This is a genomic window from Achromobacter sp. 77 (assembly GCF_020541125.1).
In the GTDB taxonomy this organism is placed as follows: Bacteria; Pseudomonadota; Gammaproteobacteria; order Burkholderiales; family Burkholderiaceae_B; genus Achromobacter; species Achromobacter mucicolens.
Genome location: NZ_CP059848.1, coordinates 2173917 through 2194262 on the forward strand (window position 1 = coordinate 2173917; position 20346 = coordinate 2194262).

The following is a 20346-nucleotide window of genomic DNA, read 5'->3' on the forward strand; positions in this document are numbered from 1 at the left end:
TGTGGCTCGATTGGCGCGATTGGCGCATTTGGCGCGCATTCTGGCGCGCCGTGCGTGGCGCGTTCGCCTATGCTGGGTTCTGGCGTTTCCATGGGAGCATCGTCATGAAGGTGAATATCGTCTTGTTCGAAGGGCTGACCCAGCTTGATATGACCGGGCCGTACGAAGTGCTGGCGAACGCGCCGGGATTTACGGTGGATTTTGTCGCAAAAACGATGGAACCGGTGCGTTGCGACCGGGGATTGTGCTTCGTGCCCACGCAGACGATCGCATCGGCGCAGCCTTGCGACTTGCTGGTGGTGCCGGGCGGGCCGGGCACTGATGACGCCATCGTCGACCCAGAATGGGTGGATTTCACACGCAGGCAAGGGCAGGGCGCCAAGTATCTGTTTGGCATCTGCACGGGTTCCTTGCTGCTGGGCGCGGCCGGGTTGCTGCGGGGCAAGCGGGCGTCCAGTCACTGGCGCGCGCGGGAACTGCTGTCCCGTTTCGGGGCCACGCCGAGCGACGAGCGCCTGTGCGTGGATGGCAACGTGTTCACCGCGGGCGGCGTGACGTCGGGGATCGACATGGGGTTGAAGGTGGTGGCGGCGCTCTGCGGCGAGGACGTCGCCAAACTGATCCAGTTGCAGATCGAGTACGACCCGAAGCCGCCGTTCCCGGGCGGCACGCCGAAGACGTCGGACCCGGCGATCGTGGAACGCTATCTGGCGATGTCGCAGGCGCGTTTCGAGCGGCGCCGCGCGGCGGTGGACAGGGCGGCGGCGGCCATGCCCTGACCGCGCCGCGCCAGCATCACTTTCCGAAGGCGAGCGAGGCAGCGTCCACGTCGTCCGCCTGCGCGGGCGGCGGGACGGCGCCGTCTTCCAGGAGTTCGGCCGGGTCCAGACCCTTCGTCAGCTCCAGCGCCTGGCGCTCGAACAGGCGCCGGTACAGGCCGCCCTTCAAGCGGATCAGCGCGTCATGGCTGCCCTCCTCGATTACGCGGCCATGGTCCATGACCAAGAGGCGGTCCAGCGCGCGGACCGTCGACAGGCGGTGCGCCACGACCAGCGTCGTGCGGCCTTCCATCAGGCGGTCCATCGCGCGCTGGATCAGCACCTCGCTTTCGCTGTCCAGGCTGGACGTGGCTTCGTCCAGGATCAGGATGGGCGCGTCGGCCAGGAATGCGCGCGCAATGGCCACGCGCTGGCGTTCGCCGCCGGACAGCTTGACGCCGCGTTCGCCCACCAGTGTGTCGTAGCCCTTGGGCAGCGCCATGATGAAGTCATGCGCGCTGGCCAGCCGGGCTGCCTGCTCGATGTCGGCCTGCGACGCGCCGGGCCGCGCGTAGGCGATGTTCTCCGCCAGCGTCCGGTGAAACAGCACGGGCTCCTGCTGCACGATCGCGATCTGGCTGCGCAGCGACGCCTGCTTTACCTGGGCGATGTCCTGTCCGTCGATGGTGATGCGCCCGCCATTCACGTCATACAGGCGCTGGATCAGCTTGATGAACGTGGTCTTGCCGGAACCCGAGTGGCCGACCAGGCCCACGCGTTCGCCCGGCGCGATCCGCACCGAGAACCGGTCGTACAGCGCGGTGTGGTGCGACCCGTAGCGGAACGTCACGTCCTCGAAGCGGATCTCGCCCGCCGTCACGGCGATGGCGCCCGCGCCCGGCCGGTCTTCCACGCCAAGCGGCTGCTTTTCCAGCGACACCAGTTCCTCCATGTCGTTGACGGACCGCTGCAGGTTGCGGATGTGCATGCCGACGTCGCGCAGATAGCCCTGCAGGACGAAGAACATGGTCAGCGTGAACGTGATGTCGCCCACGCTGGCCTGGTTGCGCGACCACAGCAGCAGCGACGCGCCCAGGATGGACGCCTGCATCGCCACCAGCATCGCGCCCTGGATGCCGCCGTTGAACGTGGCGCGGATCCAGGTGCGGCGCGTGCGCCGGCGCCACTTGTCGATGACCCGGTCAAGGCGCGCTTCCTCACGCGTCTCCGCGCCAAAGGCCTTGACCACGGCGTTGCAGCTGACGGCGTCGGCCAGCGCGCCGCCCATGCGCGTGTCCCAGGCGTTGCCCAGGCGCGCCGCGGGCGCCACATAGGCCAGCGACAGCGTGGCGGTGACGGCGATGTACAACACCGACCCCAGGCCCACCACCAGCCCCATCAGCGGCCAGTGCGCGCCCAAGAGGGCGGTGGCGCCCACCAGCATGACGACCGACGGCAGCAGCGCCACCAGCAGCGTGTCGTTCAAGAGGTCCACCGCCCACATGCCGCGCGTGATCTTGCGCACCGTCGAGCCGGCGAAGCTGTTGGCATGCCAGTCCGTGGAAAACCGCTGCACGCGGTAGAACGCGTTGGAGGCGATGCCGTTCATCATCTTCAGCGTGAAGGTGATGATGTTCTGGAAGACGGCCTGGCGCAGCAGCGTGCCGCCCACGCCCAGCGCGACCAGCAGCCAGAAGGCCGTGATGGCGGCATTCCAGGCAAGCTGGTCGCCGGCCGCGCCCGACGCCACTGCGTCGACCAGACGGCCGGCATACATCGGCGTCAGCACGTCGGCCACGGCGGACAGCAGGGCCAGCGCCACGATGACCACGATGCGCAAGGGTTGCCGGCCCCAATAACGGAAGGTAAAGCCCAGGACATCCTTGAAGGCCTGTCCTCGAAAGTCGATTTTTTTTCTAGCCATTGCCATGGTCTGGCGGGACGAACGCGCCAGGTTCCTTGTAAGGAAAGAGGGAAAAACACGCCGGGCGCCTATTGGGCGCTGGCCACTGCGTTCAAGGGTTCAGATAGGCACGGCGGACCGGTCGCCAGATACGGAACTGGCGACGGGGCCGCGCGGGCGACGACTTAATGGCGTCGCGGGGACACGCGCGGGACGGCGTTCGGCATGGGGTACATCATGCAGCCTCCCTGTCGGTGGGTGAGGGGGAAAAAAAGAATGGGCAACGGCCCGAATTGCCGATTCTATCGAAGTGATGTAGGCGAATCAACGGGCCGTGCGGGGGGACGGAAGGGGCTGTCGGTTTTTTTCAACGCGGCGTTAGCCGGCCTGCGATGCCGCGGCCGCGTAGCCGCCCTGATGGCTTGCCAGCCGCGCATACACGCCTTGTTTGCGCAGCAGCTGATCATGCGTGCCGGACTCGGCCAGCGTGCCGCGGTCCAGCACCAGGATCAGATCGGCGTCGCGGATGGTGGACAGGCGATGCGCAATCACGAGCGTCGTGCGGTGGCGCATCAGCACGTCCAGCGCGCCGCGCACCTGCATTTCCGATAGCGTGTCCAGGTGCGAGGTGGCCTCGTCCAGAATCAGCACCGGCGCGTTCTTCAGGAAGGCGCGCGCGATCGAGATGCGTTGGCGCTGGCCGCCCGACAACTGCATGCCGCGTTCGCCCACGCGCGTGGCCAGGCCTTCGGGCAAGCGTTTGACGAAGTCGCCCAGCGCCGCCTGTTCCAGCGCGCGCATCAGGTCTTCGCGGCTGGCCTCGGGGCGGGCCAGCCGGATATTGCCTTCGAGCGTGTCGTTGAACAGGTAGGTGTCCTGCGTCACCAGCGCCACGCGCTCGCGCAGGCCGTCGAGCCTGAGCTGCCGCACGTCCACGCCGTCCAGCTTGACCGCGCCTTCGCGCGGGTCCCAGAAGCGCAACAGCAGACTGGCCACCGTGCTCTTGCCGGCGCCCGAGGCGCCCACGATCGCCACGGTGGCGCCGGCCGGCACGGTGAAGCTGAGGTCGTGCAGGGTGTCCTGGCGCTTGCCGGGATAGGCAAAACTGACGTGATCGAAGGCGACCGACAGGCCGTGGGCCGCCACCGGCGCGGGCAGGGGGCCGTCCACGACCGGTTCGGGTTCGTTGGCGACCACGTGCAGGCGGCGCGTGGCGGCGATGGTGTCGGCCAGTTGCCGGCTGACCTGCGAGATCTCCGACACCGGCAGGAACGTGGCCAGCGCAATCAGCACCAGCAGGGGCAGCATGCCGGCGGACAGCGCGCCCGCTTGCACCTGCAACGCGCCCACGACCGCCACGGCAAGGCCGCCCAGGCCCATCGACGTTTCGAACCAGGCGGTCTGGCGCGACAGGTCGCGCAGAATGGCAAGACGCCGCGCGCGGTAATGGTCGGCGACCTTCAGGAACTGGTCGCGGCGCCGGCCCGTGGCCTGGAAGGCGGTCAAGTCCGCGAGGCCTTGGATGGTGTCGGTGGTGTGGGCGCTCATTTCGCCCAATGCCTGGCGCGCCTTGTCGCCCAGGGCGTCCACGCGCTGGCGGCCGCGTACCGGCGACAGCAGCGCGTAGGCCAGGAAGGGCAGCAGCGCCAGCGCAACCGGCCAGCTGTAGAACCCCAGAAAGCCCAGCACGGACAGCGGCACCAGTATCGACACGATGGCCGGCGCGATGGTGTGCGCGTAGAAATACTCCACCATCTCCACGTCTTGGGTGGCTAGCGCGACCAGGTCGCCGGAGCGGCGCTGCAGCAGATAGGCGGGCGCCAGGCGTTCGAGTTTGTCGTAGAGCTTGACGCGCATGTCGGCAAGCAGCTGATAAGCCATTGCGTGCGCCAGCCACGACTCCAGCCAGTGGAAAAGGGCGGCCAGCGGCGCGGCGATCAAGAGGCCAGCGACCAGCGCGCCGGTCTCGCGGCCATCGCGGATGGCGGCCACGATCAGAGCGCTGAACACGCCCACGCCGATGAAGGCGGCCACGCGCGCCACGCCCAGCAGGAAGGTCGCAATCAGCGTGCCGCGCCACGGCCGCACCACCGACAACAGCGTGCCCAGCGTGGCGCGCCAGCCGACCTGTTCGGCGTCGGCGTCCAGCGAGCGCAGGGCGGGGCCCTGGCCGTTGCCGTCGTCCGGGACAGCCGCCCGCGCCGTCTCGGGCCGCGCGGCAACCGGTGAGCCCGCGGCGGGATTCCGATGCGCGGCGGCCTGTTCGTGCATCAGCCGGTGGTACAGCCCGCCTTGGCGCATCAGCGCGGCATGGGGTCCCGATGCCGCCACGCGCCCCTGGTCCAGGACCAGGATGCGGTCGGCGCCGATCACGCTGGCCAGGCGGTGGGCCAGGATGAGCGTCGTGCGGCCGGCCATCAGACGGTCAAGCGCCTGCTGAATCAGCGCCTCGTTCTCGGTGTCCACCGACGACAGCGCCTCGTCCAGGATCAGGATGGGGGCATCGCGCAGCAAGGCCCGGGCGATCGCCACGCGCTGGCGCTGGCCGCCCGACAACTGCAGGCCGCGTTCGCCGATGCGCGTGGCGTAGCCGTCGGGCAGCGCCATGATGAAGTCGTCGATGTTGGCGGCGCGCGCGGCCGCGCGCACCTCGTCATGCGTGGCGTCTGGGCGGCCTAGCCGCAGGTTGTCATCGATGGTGCCGTGAAACAGCGTGATGTCCTGGCTGACCAGCGCAAAGTGCGAGAGCAGGAACTGCGTGTCCAGCGTGTTGATGTCGTGTCCGCCGACCCGCACCACGCCGCCTTGCGGCACGCATTCGCGCAGCAGCAGCCGCACGATGGTGGACTTGCCCGCGCCGCTGGGGCCGACCACGCCAACGCGTTCGCCCGCCGCGATGCGAAACGCCAAGCCCTGGTGGGCGGCGCGTTCGGGCGTATACGAAAACGCCACGTCGTCGAACTCGATGGTGGGCGCCAGGCGGGCAGCGCCCGCTCGCACGGCGCCTGCTCGCATGGCGGTGTCCGGGGCGGGCGTCAGCGGCTGCGCGTCCATCAGCGCGTGGATGCTGGCGGCGGCCGATTGGCCCAGCATGCCCCGGTGGAGCACCGCGCGCAGGTCGCGCAGCGGCCGGAAGATCTCCGTGCCCGCCATCAGCACGATCAGCAGCGCCTCGACGCTCATGTCGCCGGCGGCGACGCGCCATGCGCCCAGCGTCAGCGCCAGCGCGGCGCCCAGCGCCACGCCCAGGTCGCTGATGCCGCGCGTCAGCAGGCTGACGGACAGGACCCAGAAGGTGTTGTCCGACAGGCTGCGCGCGCGGGCGGCCAGCCGTTCGCCCCAGGCCTTGCCCTGGCCATACGACTTGAGCGTGGGCAGGCCCTGCACGGCGTCCAGGAATTCTTCGCCAAATTCGTTCAGCGACCGGCTGCGCGCCAGGCTGGCGCGCCGGTCCAGCATGTGCACCGCCATCGGCCCGAACAGCGCGAACAGCGCCGCGGCCAGGAACACCAGGGCAGTCGGCACGTCCCAGAATGCAATGACGGCAAAGATCGCAAACGGCGCGGCCGCGGCGATGGCGACCTGCGGGAGGTACTGTCCGAAAAATGTCTGCAACTGTTCGACGCCATCCACCACGGTGAGCATGACGCCGCCGGTGCGCTGGTTGGCGAACCACGCTGGCCCCAGCGCGACGATGCGGTCGTAGAGGCGCGCGCGCAGCGTGTGCTGGATGGCGGCCGACGTGCGGTTGGCCTGCACCGTGCGCCAGTCGTCCAGGAACGCGCGCAGCAGCACCATGGCCGCCACGCCCAGCGCGGGCGCCGCCCAGTCCTGCCACGGCGCACCGTCGAACACGCGGGCCAGCAGCTGGCCCAGAAACACGTAGCGTGCAATCCCGGCTGCCAGGGCCAGCAGGCCCAGAAAGATGCCGCCCGCCATGCCGGCGCGCAGACCCTCGGTCAGGCGCCACAGCCTCGAATCGAAATACATAGCCATTACTCCATCCAGAGCCTGCATGGTCCCCGATCCGGCCTGCATGCGAAAGCGATGAATTTTCAATCAAGGGTTGAGATAAACTCAACCGATGTCCGACGCCTCCACCCGCACTCCGCCGCTGGCCGCCTTGCGCGCCTTCGAAGCCGTGGCCCGGCTGGGCAGCCTGAGCCGCGCTGCCGCAGAGCTGAATGTCACGAAAAGCGCCGTCAGCCATCAGTTGCGGGCGCTTGAGGCCGATCTGGGGGCGCCGCTGCTGCGACGGGGCGGCACCGTGCGGCGCGCCGAGACCACGGAAGCGGGCGCGGCGCTGCTGGCGTCCGTACAACAGGCCTTGACCCTATTGGAAACAGCCTGCCGCAACGTCCGGGCCAGCGCCCGCGGCAAGCGGCGCTATACGTTGAACGTGTCCGCCAACCCCTCGCTGGCCGCGCTATGGCTCGCGCCGCGCATCGGGCGGTTCATCGAACTGCATCCGGACATCGACATTCAGGTGTATCTGCACGCCAGCCAGGATCCGGCCTGGAAAACCCAGGACATCGATCTGGCCTTCCTGCACGTGCGCGCGATGGGACCGCACATCGCCGCGCCGGGCGACATCCCGCTCATGACCGAAACCGTGGTGCCGGTGTGCAGCCCGGCGCTGGTGCCCGAGGCCGAGCGCAACGATCCGGGCGTGTTTCTGCGCCATCGCTGGCTGGAGGAAAAGCACATCGACAGTCCCGAGACCGACTGGCGAACGTGGCATCCCCGGCTGGGTCTGGCCCCGGACGACTGGCAGGACCCGATGGTGCTGAGCGGCCTGAGCACCGTGGTGGCCGCTGCGGCGGCGGGCGTCGGCATCGCGCTGGGCCGCGCGCCGCTCATCGACGAAGACCTGGCGAGCGGCCGGCTGGTGCCGTTGGCGCCCCACCTGCGCATGGCGGGTTCGTGGGGCTATGTGATGCGCATCCACGCCAACCGGCCGATGGATCCTTCGTTGCCGGCGCTGGTGGAGTTTCTGGCCGAGGAAGGCCGCCGCGCGTAGCAGGGCGTGGGGGAAGGGCGGGGCGCCCCTCGGGCCCCCCCACGCAATTAGTCGGCCGCCAGCTCCATGCTGCGCGTGACTTCCTCCTGCACGCGCTCCCAGATGGCGCGCTTCAGTTCCACGAAGCGGGGCGACAATTGCACGTCGGCGCTGCGCGGATGTGGCAGGTCGTTCTGGATGTCCTGCACGATGCGGCCGGGCTTGGATCCCATGACGGCCATGCGCGTCGACAGGGTCAGCGCCTCGTCGATGGAGTGCGTGATGAAGACGATGGTCTTGCCGCTCTGCTCGTAGATCGACAACAGCTGGTCTTGCAGCACCTGCCGCGTCATCGCGTCCAACGCGGCGAAGGGCTCGTCGAACAGCATCACGTCCGGGTCGTTGGCCAGCACGCGCGCGATCGACACGCGCTGCTTCATCCCGCCCGACAACGCGTGCGGATACTTGTCCGCCGCGTGCTTCAATCCCACCATCTCGATGAATCGGCGGGCGATCGGCGCACGTTCCTGGCGGGACATGCCCCGCATCTTCAGGCCGAACTCCACGTTTTCCTGGACCGTGCGCCACGGAAACAGCGCGTACTGCTGGAATACCATGCCGCACGCGGCGGTCACGTCGGTGACCTCTCTGCCGTTGATCTGCACCGATCCGGTGTTGGGCGTGATGAAGCCGGCCATCAGGTTCAGCAGCGTCGACTTGCCGCAGCCCGAGGCGCCCAGCAGCACCAGGAATTCCCCGCGCTTGACCTCCAGGTTCACCTTGTCCAGCACGGGCACGTCGCCGTAGGCCTTGGAGACATCCGTCAGCCGGATCATCGTGTCGTTTATCGCTGCCATGCCAGCACCCACCGTTCAAGAAGCCGCAAACACAGATCGGTCACCAGCACGGTGAAACTGATCAGCACCATGCCCAGCACCACCGTGTCGGTCTGGAAGAATTCCTTGCCGTTCATGATCATGAACCCCAGGCCTTCCTTGGACGCCACCAGTTCCGCCGAGATCACGCAGGTCCAGGACAGGCCCAGGATGATCTTCATGCCCGACAGGATCTGCGGCAGACAGCCCGGAAACAGCACCTCGCGCATGACCTGCCAGCGGTTGGCGCCCAGGTTGCGCGCGGCGCGCACCAGCACCGGATCGATGCTGCGCGAGGCTTCCATCACGTAAAGCAGGGCGGGCACGAAGGAACCCATGAAGACGATGCTGTACTTCTGCGTTTCGGTAATGCCGAACCACAGCAGCGACAGCGGAATCCAGCTCATGGACGGCAGCGGGCGCAGGAACGAGATGATGGGATCGAAGACGGCGCGCGCCACCTTCGAGGTGCCCAGCAAAATGCCCAGCGGAATCGCGACGATCACCGCGGCCAGAAAGCCCACCATGACGCGGCGCGTCGAGGCCAGCACGTTGTAGAACAGCGTGCCCTGGTCGGACATGGACAGCGCCCGCGCCAGGACCTGGGACGGCGCGGGCAGGAAAATGGGATCGACCGCGCCGGCGCGGCACAGCCCCTCCCACAGCAACAGAAAACCGAGCAGCGAAAACACGCTGACCCAGAGCAGGCGTGTTTCGCGTGAAGAAGAACGTGCGGACATAGGCAGAATGTCCCGGGTTCAGAGATACGCGGACTGGACCCAGTCCTTGACGGCGGGCGCGCGGTCGATCTGCTTGAGCGTCACCAGCATCTCGGCCAGTTTCTGCATGCCGTTCACGAAGTTGCCCGGTTCGATCATCAGGGCTTTCTGGTCCTCGGCCGAATACCACTGCGTCTGCTTGATGACCGCAAGCTGTTCGTCCTTGGACAGGCCCGTCAGCGCCAGCAGCACGCCCGCGGCGTCCTCGGGCTGGTTCGTCAGCATCGCATTGGCCTGGAACACCGCCGTGAGGAACTTGCGCACGGCCTCGGGGTTCTCCTTGCCCAGCTTGGCATGGGTCAGCAGCACATCGGGACCCGGGGTGATGGCGTACTGCTTGTAGAGCGAGAACGCCGTATCGTCCAGCAGGACATGCGTGCCCGGCACGGCCTTGATGCGGTCAAAGGCCGGCGTCCACGCCACGGCGGCGTCGATCTGCCCGCCCTGGTAGGCCGACAGCAGGTTGGTGGCCGGCAGGTTGATGATGGCCACGTCGCGGTCGGGGTTCAGACCGGCCTGGCGCAGCACGTCCAGCAGCAGCACGTGGGCGCTGGAGGCGTAGGTGACGCCGATCTTCTTGCCCTTCAGGTCGGCCACCGACTTGACGTTCTCGCGCACCAGCACGCCCTCGGCGCGGCCAAAGTTGTTCGGGGTCGCGATGACCTGGAACTGGCGCGCGCCCGCGGCCATCAGCGCCAGCGACGACACCACGCCGGTGCCCGCCAGATCGATGTTGCCGGCCATCACCGCGCTCATGCGGTCGGACGACGTGGCAAAGCTCTGCCATTTGATGTCCAGGCCCTGCTTGGCGAACAGCCCCGTCTTCATGGCGATGTAGGCGGAGTAATGGCCCAGCCACGCGGAGCCGCCATAGGTGTAGGACGCGCCCGCGGCGCGGCCGATCATCGGAAAGCCCAGGGCGCTGGCGCCCGCAAGCGCGGCCGTACGCACCAGCATGGCGCGGCGATTCATGTTCATATTTTTCCCCTACTGTCTGTAGATTGGCCGATGGATTCCATGTCGCCGGCACTCTGGGGTGCGGCAGACGAGACTTTCACCCGAGCATCCGGCCGCGGCATGAATATAAGGAGCGGCGATGGTCAACATCAGCGGCGCTTAATCGGCGCACCGCAGGCAGCAAGGGAAAGGCGGGCGCGGCCGCAACGCGCGGCCGTGCCCGAGGCGCCCGTGTCAGATGCCCTGGCCGCCCGAGACTTCGATGCGCTGGGCGTTGACCCAGCGGTTGTCTTCGGACAACAGGCCGGCAATCATCGGCCCGATGTCGTCGGGCACGCCCACGCGTCCCAACGCGGTCATGTCCGCGAACGCCTTGTTGAACTCGGGCGTGTCGCGCACCGCGCCGCCCAGGAAGTCCGTTTCGATGGCGCCCGGCGCCACGGTGTTCACGGCAATCCCGCGGTGGCCAAGCTCCTTGGCCAGGTAGACCGTCAGCACCTCGACGGCGCCCTTGGTCGCGGCATACGCCGCCCAGCCGGGCGCCGACACGCGCGTCAGGCCGCTCGACAGGTTCACGATGCGGCCGCCGTCGGCCAGCAGCGGCAACAGGTGCTGCGTCAGAAAGAACACGCCCTTGAAGTGGACGTCGACCAGCTTGTCGAAGGCCTCGACGCGCATGTCGGCAATCGGCGCCATCTCGCCATGGCCGGCGTTGTTGACCAGATGATCGAAGCGGTCACGCTGCCATGTCCGGGCCAGCGCCGCCTGCAGGCGGGCGGCAAAATCCGGAAACGCGGCGACGTTGCCTGCATCGAGCTGCAGCGCCACGGCCTTGCCGCCCAGTTGTTCCACCTCGGCGACGACCTCGTTGGCCTGCGCCTCGCGGCTTTGGTAGGTGATGACGACATCGTTGCCGTGGCGGGCGAGGGCCAGGGCGGCGCTGCGGCCCAGGCCGCGGCTCGATCCGGTGACGAGAGAAATCTTGCTCATGGAATGGCTCCTTGGTGGCTTGCGGTGAGGCTTCCATTCTGTGGCGGATGCCGCCCATGGCCTTTGCCTGAACGTTGACGCTGTTGGCCCGATCCTCCAAATGTGCGCCCGGCCCGACGAGAACCCATTACGATGGCCCCGTGGCAACCTCTTGCGATTCCTCCATGAACGACGCCTTGCGCGCGGCCGCCAGCCGCTACGCGGCGTGCCACGCCGGGCCGGCCGGTTTGGCACAAACCCCCATCCCGGGACTCGCCGTCATCCGCGCGGTGCAGCCTAGCGGGCTGGACCACGCGATCTCGCGGCCGCTTGCGTGCCTTGTGCTGCAGGGCGCCAAGCGCGTGTCGCTGGGTGCGGATACCTTCGATTTCGGCGCGGGCGATTCGCTGCTGATCACGGCCGACGTGCCCACCGTCAGCCAGATCACGCGCGCCAGCGCGGCGCAGCCTTATCTGTCGCTGGTCCTGGATCTGGATCTGGCCGTCATCGCCGAACTGGCCCTGGAAATGAAGCTGGGGCCGGGAGAGCCCGGCGCGCCGGTGCGGGTGGAGCAGACGGATGCCGAAGTCGCCGACGCCGCGCTGCGTCTGCTGCGCCTGGTTGAACGGCCGGCGGCGCTGCCCATTCTGCAAGCCCAGCTGGTGCGCGAAATGCACTATTGGCTGCTGGCTGGCCGCCACGGGCAGGCGATCCGCCAGTTGGCCGGGCCGGCCAGCGCCGCCCCGCGCATCGCGCGCGCCGTCGCGCTGCTGCGGGCCGAGTTTGCGCAACCGCTGCCGGTCGAGCGGCTCGCGGCCGCGGCCGGCATGAGCGCATCATCGTTCCATCAGCACTTTCGCGCGGCCACGTCGCTGTCGCCGCGCCAGTTCCAGAAGCAGCTGCGCCTGATCGAGGCGCGCCGGCGCATGACGGCCGAAGGCGTGTCCGCCAGCAGCGCGGCGTTCGCCGTGGGCTATGAAAGCGTGCAGCAGTTCACCCGTGAATACCGGCGGATGTTCGGCCTGCCGCCGGGCAGGGATGCCGAGGCGATACGCGCCGCCGCGAGCGCAGCCGCCTGACACCCGGCGCGCTTTTCCAGAACGCTTTTATTAAGTATTCGCGGCGCTTATATTGCCGCGGCTCCGAAAGGCCGGGCCCACACTCGCGGCACTTGTCCTTGGAGCCTTGTCGTGAAAAGTTATGACGTGATCGTGATTGGTGCCGGCGTGATCGGCAGTTCGGTGGCCTTTCACCTGGCCGAGCTCGGCGCGAAGAACGTGCTGGTGCTGGACCGCGAGACCATCGGGGCGGGCACCACGTCGCAGTCGTCCGGCATCCTGCGCACGCACTATTCCGTGCGCGAGAACGTGGAGCTGGCCCAACGCTCCTGGAGCGTGTTCAACAATTTCGCCAGCTATCTGGGCGACGACGAGGCCTCCTGCGGACTGGTCAAATGCGGCTACCTGATTACCGCCGCCGACGACGACAAGCTGGAACCGCTGCGCGGCGCGCTGGCGCAGCAAAAGGCGCAGGGCATCGCGCTGGAATTGCTGGACGCCGCGCAGGCCCGTGAACTGTTGCCCATCGCGTCTTTCGACAACGCCGCGCTGATCGGCTACGAGCCGGAAGCGGGCTTTGCCGACGCGTACCTGGTGGCCACCAGCTTTGCGCGCGGCGCGCGCCGCCGTGGCGTCACCATCCGCGAGAACGTCAACGTCCAGCGTCTGCTTATCGACAACGGCCGCGTGACGGGCGTTTCCACCTCGGAAGGCGACTACCACGCGCCATTGGTCATCAGCACGCAGAACATCTGGACGCCCGAGCTTGCCGGCTGGACGGGCGTTGCCATGCCCGTCGTGCCTGAGCGCCACGCCGTGCTGGCGCTGGAATGCGACGCGGCGCCCTATACGTATTCGATGCCCGTCTTCAAGGACCTGGCGTCGCCCGGCATGCTGTACTGCCGCAGCTACGGCGGCAACCAGATGCTGGTGAGCGAGGGCATCGTGGGCGAGGCGCTGCAAAAGAGCGACGCCGAACAGGGCGACATTCCGCTGGACTACGTGGCCGAAGTCGGCGCCCAGGTCGCCGACCGCTTTCCGGCCTACGAGACCGCGGGACTGGCGTCGTCCTGGACCGGCGTCTACGACGTGACGCCCGACTGGAATCCCGTGCTGGGCCGCGTGCCCGGCGTGCAGGGCCTGATCGTGGGCTTTGGCTTCTCGGGCCACGGCTTCAAGCTGTCGCCCACCGTGGGCCGCGTGCTGGCCCAGGAGGCGCTGGGCCTGGCGACCGACGTGTCGCTTACGCCTTATGAACTTGGCCGCTTTCAGCGCGGCGCGTTGTTGACCGGGAAGTACGGCCTTGGCGCGGTGTCCTGATTTGGCCGCGCCGCAGCGCGCCAGCTGGCTGGCGCTGCCGCCCGAGCCCTGGAAGAACGGCGGCGGCGTCACGCGCACGCTGGCGGCCGACCCGGACGGGCGCTGGCGCGTCAGCATCGCCGATATTGAGCGCGACGGTCCGTACTCGCGCTTTCCCGGCTACGACCGCGTGTCGGTGGTGCTGTCCGGGGAAGGCGTGACGCTGCAAGGGGAAGGGGTTTTGGTGGTGCTGCGGCCGCGCGAACCCGCGCCGTTCGGGGGCGATGACGGGCTGCAGTCCACGATGATCGGCGGGCCGGTGCGCGTGCTGAACCTTTTTGTCCGGCGTGGCGAGGCGGTGGCGTCGGTGACTTGCGCGGGCGTGGCGGCGGGCCAATGCGACGTGGGCGGCTTGCCCGGCGCGATGGCGGGGCGTGCGGTCACGCAGTTGATCGTGGCCGCCGACGCCGGTGGCGCGGGCGGTCAGGGTAGTTTTCCGGGGGAGCTGGCGTCAGGCGAATACCTGCTGTGGCGGGGCGTCCCCGCACCAGACACCCACCCGCTGCCGGCCACCCCGGCCGCCGGATTCGCCGTGATCCTCACCATCGCCGTCTCCGCTGCCAGCCCCGGCTGAACAAGCTGCATCCGTTTCCGCCGTGACGCGGTAACGGCCGTTGATTCCTTTCACTCAGGAGTGTTTCCATGAAGGTACTTGCCGCGGTCAAGCGCGTGGTTGACTACAACGTCAACGTACGCGTCAAGGCCGACCAGAGCGGCGTGGACATCGGCAACGTCAAGATGTCGATGAACCCGTTCGATGAAATCGCCGTCGAGGCCGCCGTGCGCCTGAAAGAGCAGGGCGCTGCCGCCGAGGTCGTGGCCGTGTCCTGCGGCACGGCCCAGTCGCAAGAGACGCTGCGCACCGCGATGGCCATCGGCGCCGACCGGGGCGTGCTGGTGCAGACGGATGCCGCGCTGCAGCCGCTGGAAGTGGCCAAGCTGCTGCGCGCCGTCGTGGAGCAGGAAGCGCCCGCGCTGGTGATCCTGGGCAAGCAGGCGATCGATGACGACGCCTGCCAGACCGGCCAGATGCTGGCGGCCCTGCTGGGCTGGCCGCAGGCCACCAACGCCAGCGCCATCGCCATCGGCGACGGCACGGCGCGCGTCACGCGCGAGGTCGACGGCGGGCTGGAAGTGGTGGAACTGACCCTGCCCGCCATCGTCACCGCGGACCTGCGCCTGAACGAGCCGCGCTACGTCACGCTGCCCAACATCATGAAGGCCAAGAAGAAACCGCTGGATGTCCAGACGCCCGACGCGCTGGGCGTGGATCCCGTATCCCGCCTGCAGACGCTGCGCGTCGAGGAACCCGCGGCGCGCGCGCCCGGCATCAAGGTGGCGGACGTGGCCGCACTGGTCGACAAACTGAAGAACGAAGCCAAGGTGATCTGATGACGGTCCTTGTTATTGCCGAACACGACAATCGGGCGCTCGCCGGCGCCACGCTCAACACCATCGCCGCGGCCTCCCGGCTGGGCCTGCCCGTCCACGTGCTGGTGGCGGGCGGCGACGCGCAGCCCGTGGCCGACGCCGCCGCGCGCGTTGCCGGGGTGGACAAGGTGCTGCTGGCGCAAGCGCCGCAGCTTGCCGATGGCTTGCCCGAAGCCCTGGCCGCGCAGGCGGTCGCGCTTGCCCCCGGTTACTCGCACCTGTTCCTGCCCGCGACGGCGCAGGGCAAGGGCGTGGCGCCGCGCATCGCCGCCTTGCTGGACGTGGCGCAGATATCGGATGTCATTGAAGTGCTGGCGCCCGATACGTTCAAGCGTCCCATCTACGCCGGCAATGCCATCGCAACGGTCAAGAGCGGTTACCCGGTGATCGTCGCCACCATCCGGCCCACGGCCTTCGACCCCGCGCCCGCCGAGGGCGGCAGCGCCACGGTGGAAACGGTCGAAGCCGTCGCTGGAAGCGGGTTGGCGCGATTTGTCAGCCGCGAGATCGCGGTGTCCGAACGCCCCGACCTGGGCGGCGCGCGCGCCGTGGTGTCGGGCGGACGCGGCCTGGGCAGCGCCGAGAACTTCAAGTTGCTGGATCCGCTGGCCGAAAAGCTGGGCGCCGCACTGGGCGCCTCGCGCGCCGCGGTGGACGCGGGCTACGCGCCGAACGACTGGCAGGTCGGCCAGACCGGCAAGATCGTCGCGCCGGAGCTGTACGTGGCAGTCGGCATCTCGGGCGCCATCCAGCATCTGGCGGGCATGAAGGATTCCAAGGTCATCGTCGCCATCAACAAGGATGGCGATGCGCCGATTTTCGGCGTGGCCGACTACGGGCTGGTCGGCGACCTGTTCGAGGCCGTGCCGGCGCTGACGGCATCGCTGCCGTAATCAGGGGCGTCAACGCCGCAGGCTGCGCCACAGCGTGGCCGGCGGCAGCCCCAGGGCCGGCGCAAGTTCCTTCTGGATCAGGCGTTCCATGGCCATCAGGATCACGTCGCGCGCCTCAAAGGGCAGCTTGCCCACTTCCTGCTGGCGCGCGGCCAGGAACAGCGTGCGCGACAGGCTGGGATCGTCGTCCCGCGCCGCGCCCAGGTAGGGCGCCAGCGGCAGCACGCGCAGCTGGTCCAGAAAGTGGCGCGACTGCCAGATGCACAGCGGCGTGCTGATGCCAAAACCCAGGCCCGCGGTGACCAGGCTGAGCAGCGGGTCGGTGTTGTCGAATTCGTAGGTGCGTTCAATCGCCACGCCGTGCGACTCGACCAGCCGGTCGATCTCGGCGCCGATGAACGAACGCGCGCTGTAGCGGATGAACTGCGCGCGCTTGCCCAATTCCTTGAGCGTATCGATCCGGTCCATGTTCATCGAGCGCGGAACGATCAGCACGTAGGGCTCGCTGAACAAGCTGTACTTGCGGATGTTGGGTTTGCCCGCGGACGCGCTGGTGGTGACGACGAGGTCCAGCTGCCGGTCCTCCAGCTGCTTGTCCAGCACGGGCGTGATGCCCGACCACAGCCGGATCTGGCGCGACGCGCCGGACAGGCCATGGATCAGCGTGGGCCCCAGCGTGCCCGCAAAGGAATCCACGCAACCGAAACGCACGATGTTGCGCTTGGCCCGGCTAAGGTTGCGCACGCTCTCGGTCATGTCGCCGGCCTGCGCCAGCAGCCGCGCGGCGTGTTCGAACAGCAGCTCGCCGGCCGGCGTGGGCCGGGCCGGGCGGGTGCTGCGGTCCAGCAGCTCGGTCGACATGGCGGCTTCAAGCTGCTTGATCCGCTGCGACACCGCCGCCTGCGAGAACCCCAGCAGCCGCGCCGCGCCGGACACCGACGCGGCCTCCACGACCGCCACCCAGGTCAGCAGCAGGTTCCATTCCGGATAGTTTTCCGTGGTGCTGAACGAAAAGCGGGTCATGGCGTTGGCGTCCGGCTGCGAAGGGCGGGGGGTCAGCGTTGGCGCGCGGTGGTCTGGCGCAGCGCGGCAGTCACCATGCCTTCGACCACCGGAATGACCTTGCCGGCCAGGTCGGGGCGATAGCCGTACGGGTACGTTTCGTCCATGTAGGTGGACTGGCACATCTCGAGCTGGATGGCGTGGACGTTGTCCGCCGGGGCGCCATAGTGGCGCGTGATGTAACCGCCCTTGAAGCGGCCGTTGACGGCCCAGGTGTAGTCGGTGCACGCGTCCAGCTGGCCTTGCACGGCGGCCAGGATATCGGGCGCGCACGACGCGCCGTCAGACGTGCCGATGTTCAGGTCCGGCAGCTTGCCGTTGAACAGGCGGGGCAGGACGCTGGCGATCGAGTGGGCTTCCCACAGCAGCACCGTGCCGTGCTCGGCCTTGATGCGGTCGAGCTCCTCGCGCAGCTTGGCGTGATACGGCTTCCAGTACGCCTCCAGCCGCTGGGCGCGTTCGGCGTCGGTCAGCACGGCCTCGTTCTGGTACAGGGCATCGCCGCGAAACGCCTGGGTGGGGCACAGGCCGGTCTTGGTCTGCCCGGGGTACAGGCTTTCGTCGTTGGGCGGACGGTTCAGGTCGACCACGTAGCGCGAATGGCGCGCGCCCAGCACGGAGGCGCCCAGCGCCTGGGCAAATTGGTACAGGGTGTCCAGGTGCCAGTCCGTGTCGCCCGACTGCAGGGCGACGGACGTCATTTGCGGCTGTTGCGCCTCGGGAATCTGGCTGCCGAGGTGGGGAATGGAGATCAGCAGCGGGGCGGTGCCGCGGCTGAAGTGATAGATGTCGCTCAAGAGAAACTCCGGGTGGCAATGGCAATGCGCCGCGGCAGAACCGCGGGCGGCGGGCGCTTGTATGCTAGGCAGCGCGGCCCGCTGCGGGAATTGCATCAGTTTAATGGATGCTGATGATTAGCCGGGACGATGCTGAACGCCTTGACCAAGGCGCGGACGCGGGGGGAGGCACCCGGGTCGTGGCCGCGCGGCAGCAAACCGCCGGGCAGGGTGAGGTAGAGTAGATGGCTCGCACACTCTAGCGAGCCTTCATGATCGATGAACTGATTCAACTGGGCAAGCTGGTCAGCCTGGGGCTGGCGCTGATGCTGCCGCTGGCCAATCCGCTGACTTCCATGACGCTGCTGCTGTCGCTCGGAAACCAGATTCCGTTCAAGGAACGGCAGAAGCAGGTGACCCAGGCGGCGTTCTATGTCGTCGGGATCATGCTGGTCACGTACTACGCCGGCGCGCTCTTGATGCACACCTTCGGCATTTCGATCCCCGGGTTGCGCATCGCGGGCGGGCTCATCGTGGTCACCATCGGCTTCAGCATGCTGTTTCCGTCGGACCATCCACGCGCCCTGGAGGCCGAAGCCACGGCCGATGCGCTGGAGCGCGAAAGCCCGAACATCGCCTTCGTGCCATTGGCCCTGCCGGGCACCGCGGGCCCGGGCACGATCGCGATGATCATCAGCGGCGCATCCTCGGTCGATTCCGCCATTGCGCCGGACTATGTGCGCTGGGTGGTCGCCGTCGCGCCCGTCATCGTGTTCTCGCTGCTGGGGCTGCTGTTCTGGATCTGCCTGCATTGGGCGGGCCGCATCGTGGCCGTGATCGGCAAGAGCGGCGTCGAGGCCATCTCGCGGGTCATGGGCTTTCTGCTGGTCTGCATGGGGGTGCAGTTCGTCATCAATGGCGTGCTGGAGATCGTGGGCACGTACCCCAATCTGTAGATGCCGGGCCCCGACCGCGAATTCGTGACCTGGGCCTGATCGGGCGGGCCTGCCTCGCGTGCGTGACGGGCGTCCGGCGGGTTCTGGTCCCGTTGACGGCCCGTCAGTTTCCCGCCATTCGCCGTTCCGGCCGATCCAAGCCCAGATGTCCGCGCAGCGTGGCGTGTTCGTAGTCTTTGCGGAACAGCCCGCGCTTTTGCAGCACCGGCACCACCTGTTCCACGAAATCGTCGATGCCGCTCGGCAGTGACGGGGGCATGAGATTGAAGCCGTCGGCGCCTTCGTTCCTGAACCAGTGTTCCATCCGGTCGGCGATCTGCTCTGGCGTTCCCACCATCGTGCAGTGCCCGCCGCCCGCGGCCAGCCTGCCCAGCAACTGGCGCACCGTGGGCTGTTCGGTCTCGATGATGCGCAGGATCGTTGCGTAACGGCCCTGGGGCCCCTTGAACTCGGACAAGGGGGGCAAGGGCGGCACGGGGGCGTCCAGTTCCCAACCCGAGCAATCCTGCAGGACGAACATGCCCAGCTGGCGCAGCGAGGCGTCCGCGGGCAGCAGCTCGTCCAGTTCGCGCTGCTTGGCGCGGGCTTCGGCTTCGGTCGCCCCGACATAGGTCACCAGCCCGGGCATGATCGGCACGAAGGCGTCGCGGCCCGCGGCCCGCACCCGCTGCTTGATGTCGCGGTAATAGGCTTGCGCGGCCGGCAGGTCGTAGGCCACCGCGTAGATGGCTTCCGCGCGCCGCGCCGCCAGATCGCGGCCCTGGTCCGAGGCGCCCGCCTGGAACAGCACCGGATGGCCTTGCGGCGGTCGCGGCACGGTCAACGGGCCGTCCACCAGGAAATGTTCGCCGTGGTGATCGATCTTGTGCAGGCGGTCGGGCACGCCAAAGTAACCGTTGCGGTCGATGGCCAGGGCGTCGTCGTCCCACGAGTCGAACAGCCGCAGCGCGACGTCGACAAACTCCTCGGCGCGCGCGTAGCGCCAGTCGTGACCGGGCATGGCTTCGTAGCCGTGGTTGCGCGCTTCGGCGTCGAACATCGACGTCACCACGTTCCACCCCATTCGGCCGCCGGAGATGTGATCCAGCGAGGCCACCATGCGCGCCGCATGAAAGGGCGTGAAGAACGTGCTGGATACCGTGCTGATCAGGCCGATGTGCGTGGTGGCGCGGGCGATGGCCGCCATCGTGGTCAGGGGTTCCAGGTACCAGCGCGGACCGTCGCCGATGTTGTCCATCGACTGGCCATCGGCAAAGAAGATGGCGTCCAGCTTGCCGCGTTCGGCCGTGCGCGCCAGGCTTTCGTAATAGGCGATGTCACCCAGCCGCTCTGCCGCCGAGTCCGGGTGGCGCCAGGCCGCGCGGTGGTGGCCGCAGCCGAAAATGAACAGGTTCAGGTGCATCATGGCGATCAGGTCTTCGTTGGCGTCATCGGTTGCCGCGTCCGGCACGCCCGCCGGTGCCGCAAGCGGGCGAAATTAGCATAAATCGCCCGCGCGGGCGCCCGCCACCCTTGCCAGCCACCCCCGCCCGCCACACCGGCCTGCGCCGCGCGTTGACATCGCCGCGCCG

The 20346-nt window shown here is 68.2% G+C and carries 17 protein-coding genes; 8 read left to right on the plus strand and 9 right to left on the minus strand.

Translation table 11 applies throughout. The features are described from left to right. Positions 1 to 104: 104 nt before the first annotated feature. Positions 105 to 779 carry a DJ-1/PfpI family protein gene (locus H4P35_RS10030; RefSeq protein WP_226848855.1) on the plus strand — a complete coding sequence of 225 codons (675 nt, stop codon included), beginning with the start codon at positions 105 to 107 and terminating at the stop codon, positions 777 to 779. A gap of 16 nt (positions 780 to 795) precedes the next feature. Here H4P35_RS10030 and H4P35_RS10035 read toward each other — a convergent pair whose 3' ends face one another. Together H4P35_RS10035 and H4P35_RS10040 are read right to left on the minus strand one after the other, a co-directional pair. Next, positions 796 to 2682: an ABC transporter ATP-binding protein gene (locus tag H4P35_RS10035; RefSeq protein ID WP_226848857.1), complete on the minus strand. Its 1887-nt coding sequence runs from the start codon at positions 2680 to 2682 to the stop codon at positions 796 to 798. A gap of 357 nt (positions 2683 to 3039) precedes the next feature. Beyond that, complete coding sequence (locus H4P35_RS10040) at positions 3040 to 6651, minus strand: ABC transporter ATP-binding protein (protein ID WP_226848859.1); 3612 nt, start codon at positions 6649 to 6651, stop codon at positions 3040 to 3042. 94 nt (positions 6652 to 6745) lie between these two features. Between H4P35_RS10040 and H4P35_RS10045 the strand changes: the two genes are divergently transcribed. Continuing rightward, positions 6746 to 7681, plus strand: coding sequence for a LysR substrate-binding domain-containing protein (locus H4P35_RS10045; protein ID WP_226848861.1), 936 nt, complete (start codon positions 6746 to 6748; stop codon positions 7679 to 7681). A gap of 47 nt (positions 7682 to 7728) precedes the next feature. Here the strand turns inward: H4P35_RS10045 and H4P35_RS10050 are convergent, their stop codons facing one another. From H4P35_RS10050 to H4P35_RS10065, 4 genes are all read right to left on the minus strand, one after another. Beyond that, on the minus strand, positions 7729 to 8517 hold the full coding sequence (locus H4P35_RS10050; protein WP_226848863.1) for an ABC transporter ATP-binding protein: 789 nt from the start codon (positions 8515 to 8517) through the stop codon (positions 7729 to 7731). Beyond that, a complete protein-coding gene (locus tag H4P35_RS10055; RefSeq protein WP_056316301.1) occupies positions 8505 to 9275 on the minus strand; it encodes an ABC transporter permease in 771 nt (256 codons plus the stop codon). Before H4P35_RS10055 ends, H4P35_RS10050 begins: the two co-directional genes overlap by 13 nt. Positions 9276 to 9293: 18 nt before the next feature. Then, the gene (locus H4P35_RS10060) at positions 9294 to 10292 is read right to left on the minus strand and encodes an aliphatic sulfonate ABC transporter substrate-binding protein (protein WP_226848865.1); all 999 of its coding nucleotides are present in this window, start codon (positions 10290 to 10292) and stop codon (positions 9294 to 9296) included. A gap of 213 nt (positions 10293 to 10505) precedes the next feature. Then, positions 10506 to 11261, minus strand: coding sequence for an SDR family NAD(P)-dependent oxidoreductase (locus H4P35_RS10065; RefSeq protein WP_226848867.1), 756 nt, complete (start codon positions 11259 to 11261; stop codon positions 10506 to 10508). A 164-nt stretch (positions 11262 to 11425) separates the two neighbouring features. Between H4P35_RS10065 and H4P35_RS10070 the strand changes: the two genes are divergently transcribed. The 5 genes from H4P35_RS10070 to H4P35_RS10090 all read left to right on the plus strand — a co-directional run bounded on the left by H4P35_RS10070 (position 11426) and on the right by H4P35_RS10090 (position 15981). Beyond that, positions 11426 to 12319, plus strand: coding sequence for an AraC family transcriptional regulator (locus H4P35_RS10070; RefSeq protein ID WP_226848869.1), 894 nt, complete (start codon positions 11426 to 11428; stop codon positions 12317 to 12319). A gap of 111 nt (positions 12320 to 12430) precedes the next feature. Then, complete coding sequence (locus H4P35_RS10075) at positions 12431 to 13618, plus strand: FAD-binding oxidoreductase (RefSeq protein ID WP_226848871.1); 1188 nt, start codon at positions 12431 to 12433, stop codon at positions 13616 to 13618. Position 13619: 1 nt separating this feature from the next. Further along, complete coding sequence (locus H4P35_RS10080) at positions 13620 to 14231, plus strand: HutD family protein (RefSeq protein WP_226848873.1); 612 nt, start codon at positions 13620 to 13622, stop codon at positions 14229 to 14231. 68 nt (positions 14232 to 14299) lie between these two features. Next, complete coding sequence (locus H4P35_RS10085; RefSeq protein WP_056316320.1) at positions 14300 to 15049, plus strand: electron transfer flavoprotein subunit beta/FixA family protein; 750 nt, start codon at positions 14300 to 14302, stop codon at positions 15047 to 15049. After that, complete coding sequence (locus tag H4P35_RS10090; RefSeq protein WP_226848875.1) at positions 15049 to 15981, plus strand: electron transfer flavoprotein subunit alpha/FixB family protein; 933 nt, start codon at positions 15049 to 15051, stop codon at positions 15979 to 15981. Before H4P35_RS10085 ends, H4P35_RS10090 begins: the two co-directional genes overlap by 1 nt. A 9-nt stretch (positions 15982 to 15990) precedes the next feature. Here the strand turns inward: H4P35_RS10090 and H4P35_RS10095 are convergent, their stop codons facing one another. Together H4P35_RS10095 and hutG are read right to left on the minus strand one after the other, a co-directional pair. Beyond that, positions 15991 to 17004: a LysR family transcriptional regulator gene (locus H4P35_RS10095; protein WP_226848877.1), complete on the minus strand. Its 1014-nt coding sequence runs from the start codon at positions 17002 to 17004 to the stop codon at positions 15991 to 15993. A gap of 32 nt (positions 17005 to 17036) precedes the next feature. Next, positions 17037 to 17840, minus strand: a complete 804-nt coding sequence (hutG, locus tag H4P35_RS10100) for an N-formylglutamate deformylase (RefSeq protein WP_226848879.1) — start codon at positions 17838 to 17840, stop codon at positions 17037 to 17039. A gap of 251 nt (positions 17841 to 18091) precedes the next feature. On the opposite strand from hutG, the gene H4P35_RS10105 reads away from it, so the two are divergent. Further along, on the plus strand, positions 18092 to 18775 hold the full coding sequence (locus H4P35_RS10105) for a MarC family NAAT transporter (RefSeq protein ID WP_056316331.1): 684 nt from the start codon (positions 18092 to 18094) through the stop codon (positions 18773 to 18775). Positions 18776 to 18878: 103 nt separating this feature from the next. Here H4P35_RS10105 and H4P35_RS10110 read toward each other — a convergent pair whose 3' ends face one another. After that, complete coding sequence (locus H4P35_RS10110; RefSeq protein WP_226849456.1) at positions 18879 to 20180, minus strand: LLM class flavin-dependent oxidoreductase; 1302 nt, start codon at positions 20178 to 20180, stop codon at positions 18879 to 18881. Between the last annotated feature and the right edge of the window lie 166 nt (positions 20181 to 20346).

Bases quoted from the DNA above. Each gene is read 5' to 3' on its own strand.
- H4P35_RS10030 (WP_226848855.1), top strand. From the start codon at position 105: ATGAAGGTGAATATCGTCTTGTTCGAAGGGCTGACCCAGCTTGATATG.
- H4P35_RS10035 (WP_226848857.1), bottom strand. From the start codon at position 2,682: ATGGCTAGAAAAAAAATCGACTTTCGAGGACAGGCCTTCAAGGATGTC.
- H4P35_RS10040 (WP_226848859.1), bottom strand. From the start codon at position 6,651: ATGTATTTCGATTCGAGGCTGTGGCGCCTGACCGAGGGTCTGCGCGCC.
- H4P35_RS10045 (WP_226848861.1), top strand. From the start codon at position 6,746: ATGTCCGACGCCTCCACCCGCACTCCGCCGCTGGCCGCCTTGCGCGCC.
- H4P35_RS10050 (WP_226848863.1), bottom strand. From the start codon at position 8,517: ATGGCAGCGATAAACGACACGATGATCCGGCTGACGGATGTCTCCAAG.
- H4P35_RS10055 (WP_056316301.1), bottom strand. From the start codon at position 9,275: ATGTCCGCACGTTCTTCTTCACGCGAAACACGCCTGCTCTGGGTCAGC.
- H4P35_RS10060 (WP_226848865.1), bottom strand. From the start codon at position 10,292: ATGAACATGAATCGCCGCGCCATGCTGGTGCGTACGGCCGCGCTTGCG.
- H4P35_RS10065 (WP_226848867.1), bottom strand. From the start codon at position 11,261: ATGAGCAAGATTTCTCTCGTCACCGGATCGAGCCGCGGCCTGGGCCGC.
- H4P35_RS10070 (WP_226848869.1), top strand. From the start codon at position 11,426: ATGAACGACGCCTTGCGCGCGGCCGCCAGCCGCTACGCGGCGTGCCAC.
- H4P35_RS10085 (WP_056316320.1), top strand. From the start codon at position 14,300: ATGAAGGTACTTGCCGCGGTCAAGCGCGTGGTTGACTACAACGTCAAC.
- H4P35_RS10090 (WP_226848875.1), top strand. From the start codon at position 15,049: ATGACGGTCCTTGTTATTGCCGAACACGACAATCGGGCGCTCGCCGGC.
- H4P35_RS10095 (WP_226848877.1), bottom strand. From the start codon at position 17,004: ATGACCCGCTTTTCGTTCAGCACCACGGAAAACTATCCGGAATGGAAC.
- H4P35_RS10105 (WP_056316331.1), top strand. From the start codon at position 18,092: ATGATCGATGAACTGATTCAACTGGGCAAGCTGGTCAGCCTGGGGCTG.
- H4P35_RS10110 (WP_226849456.1), bottom strand. From the start codon at position 20,180: ATGATGCACCTGAACCTGTTCATTTTCGGCTGCGGCCACCACCGCGCG.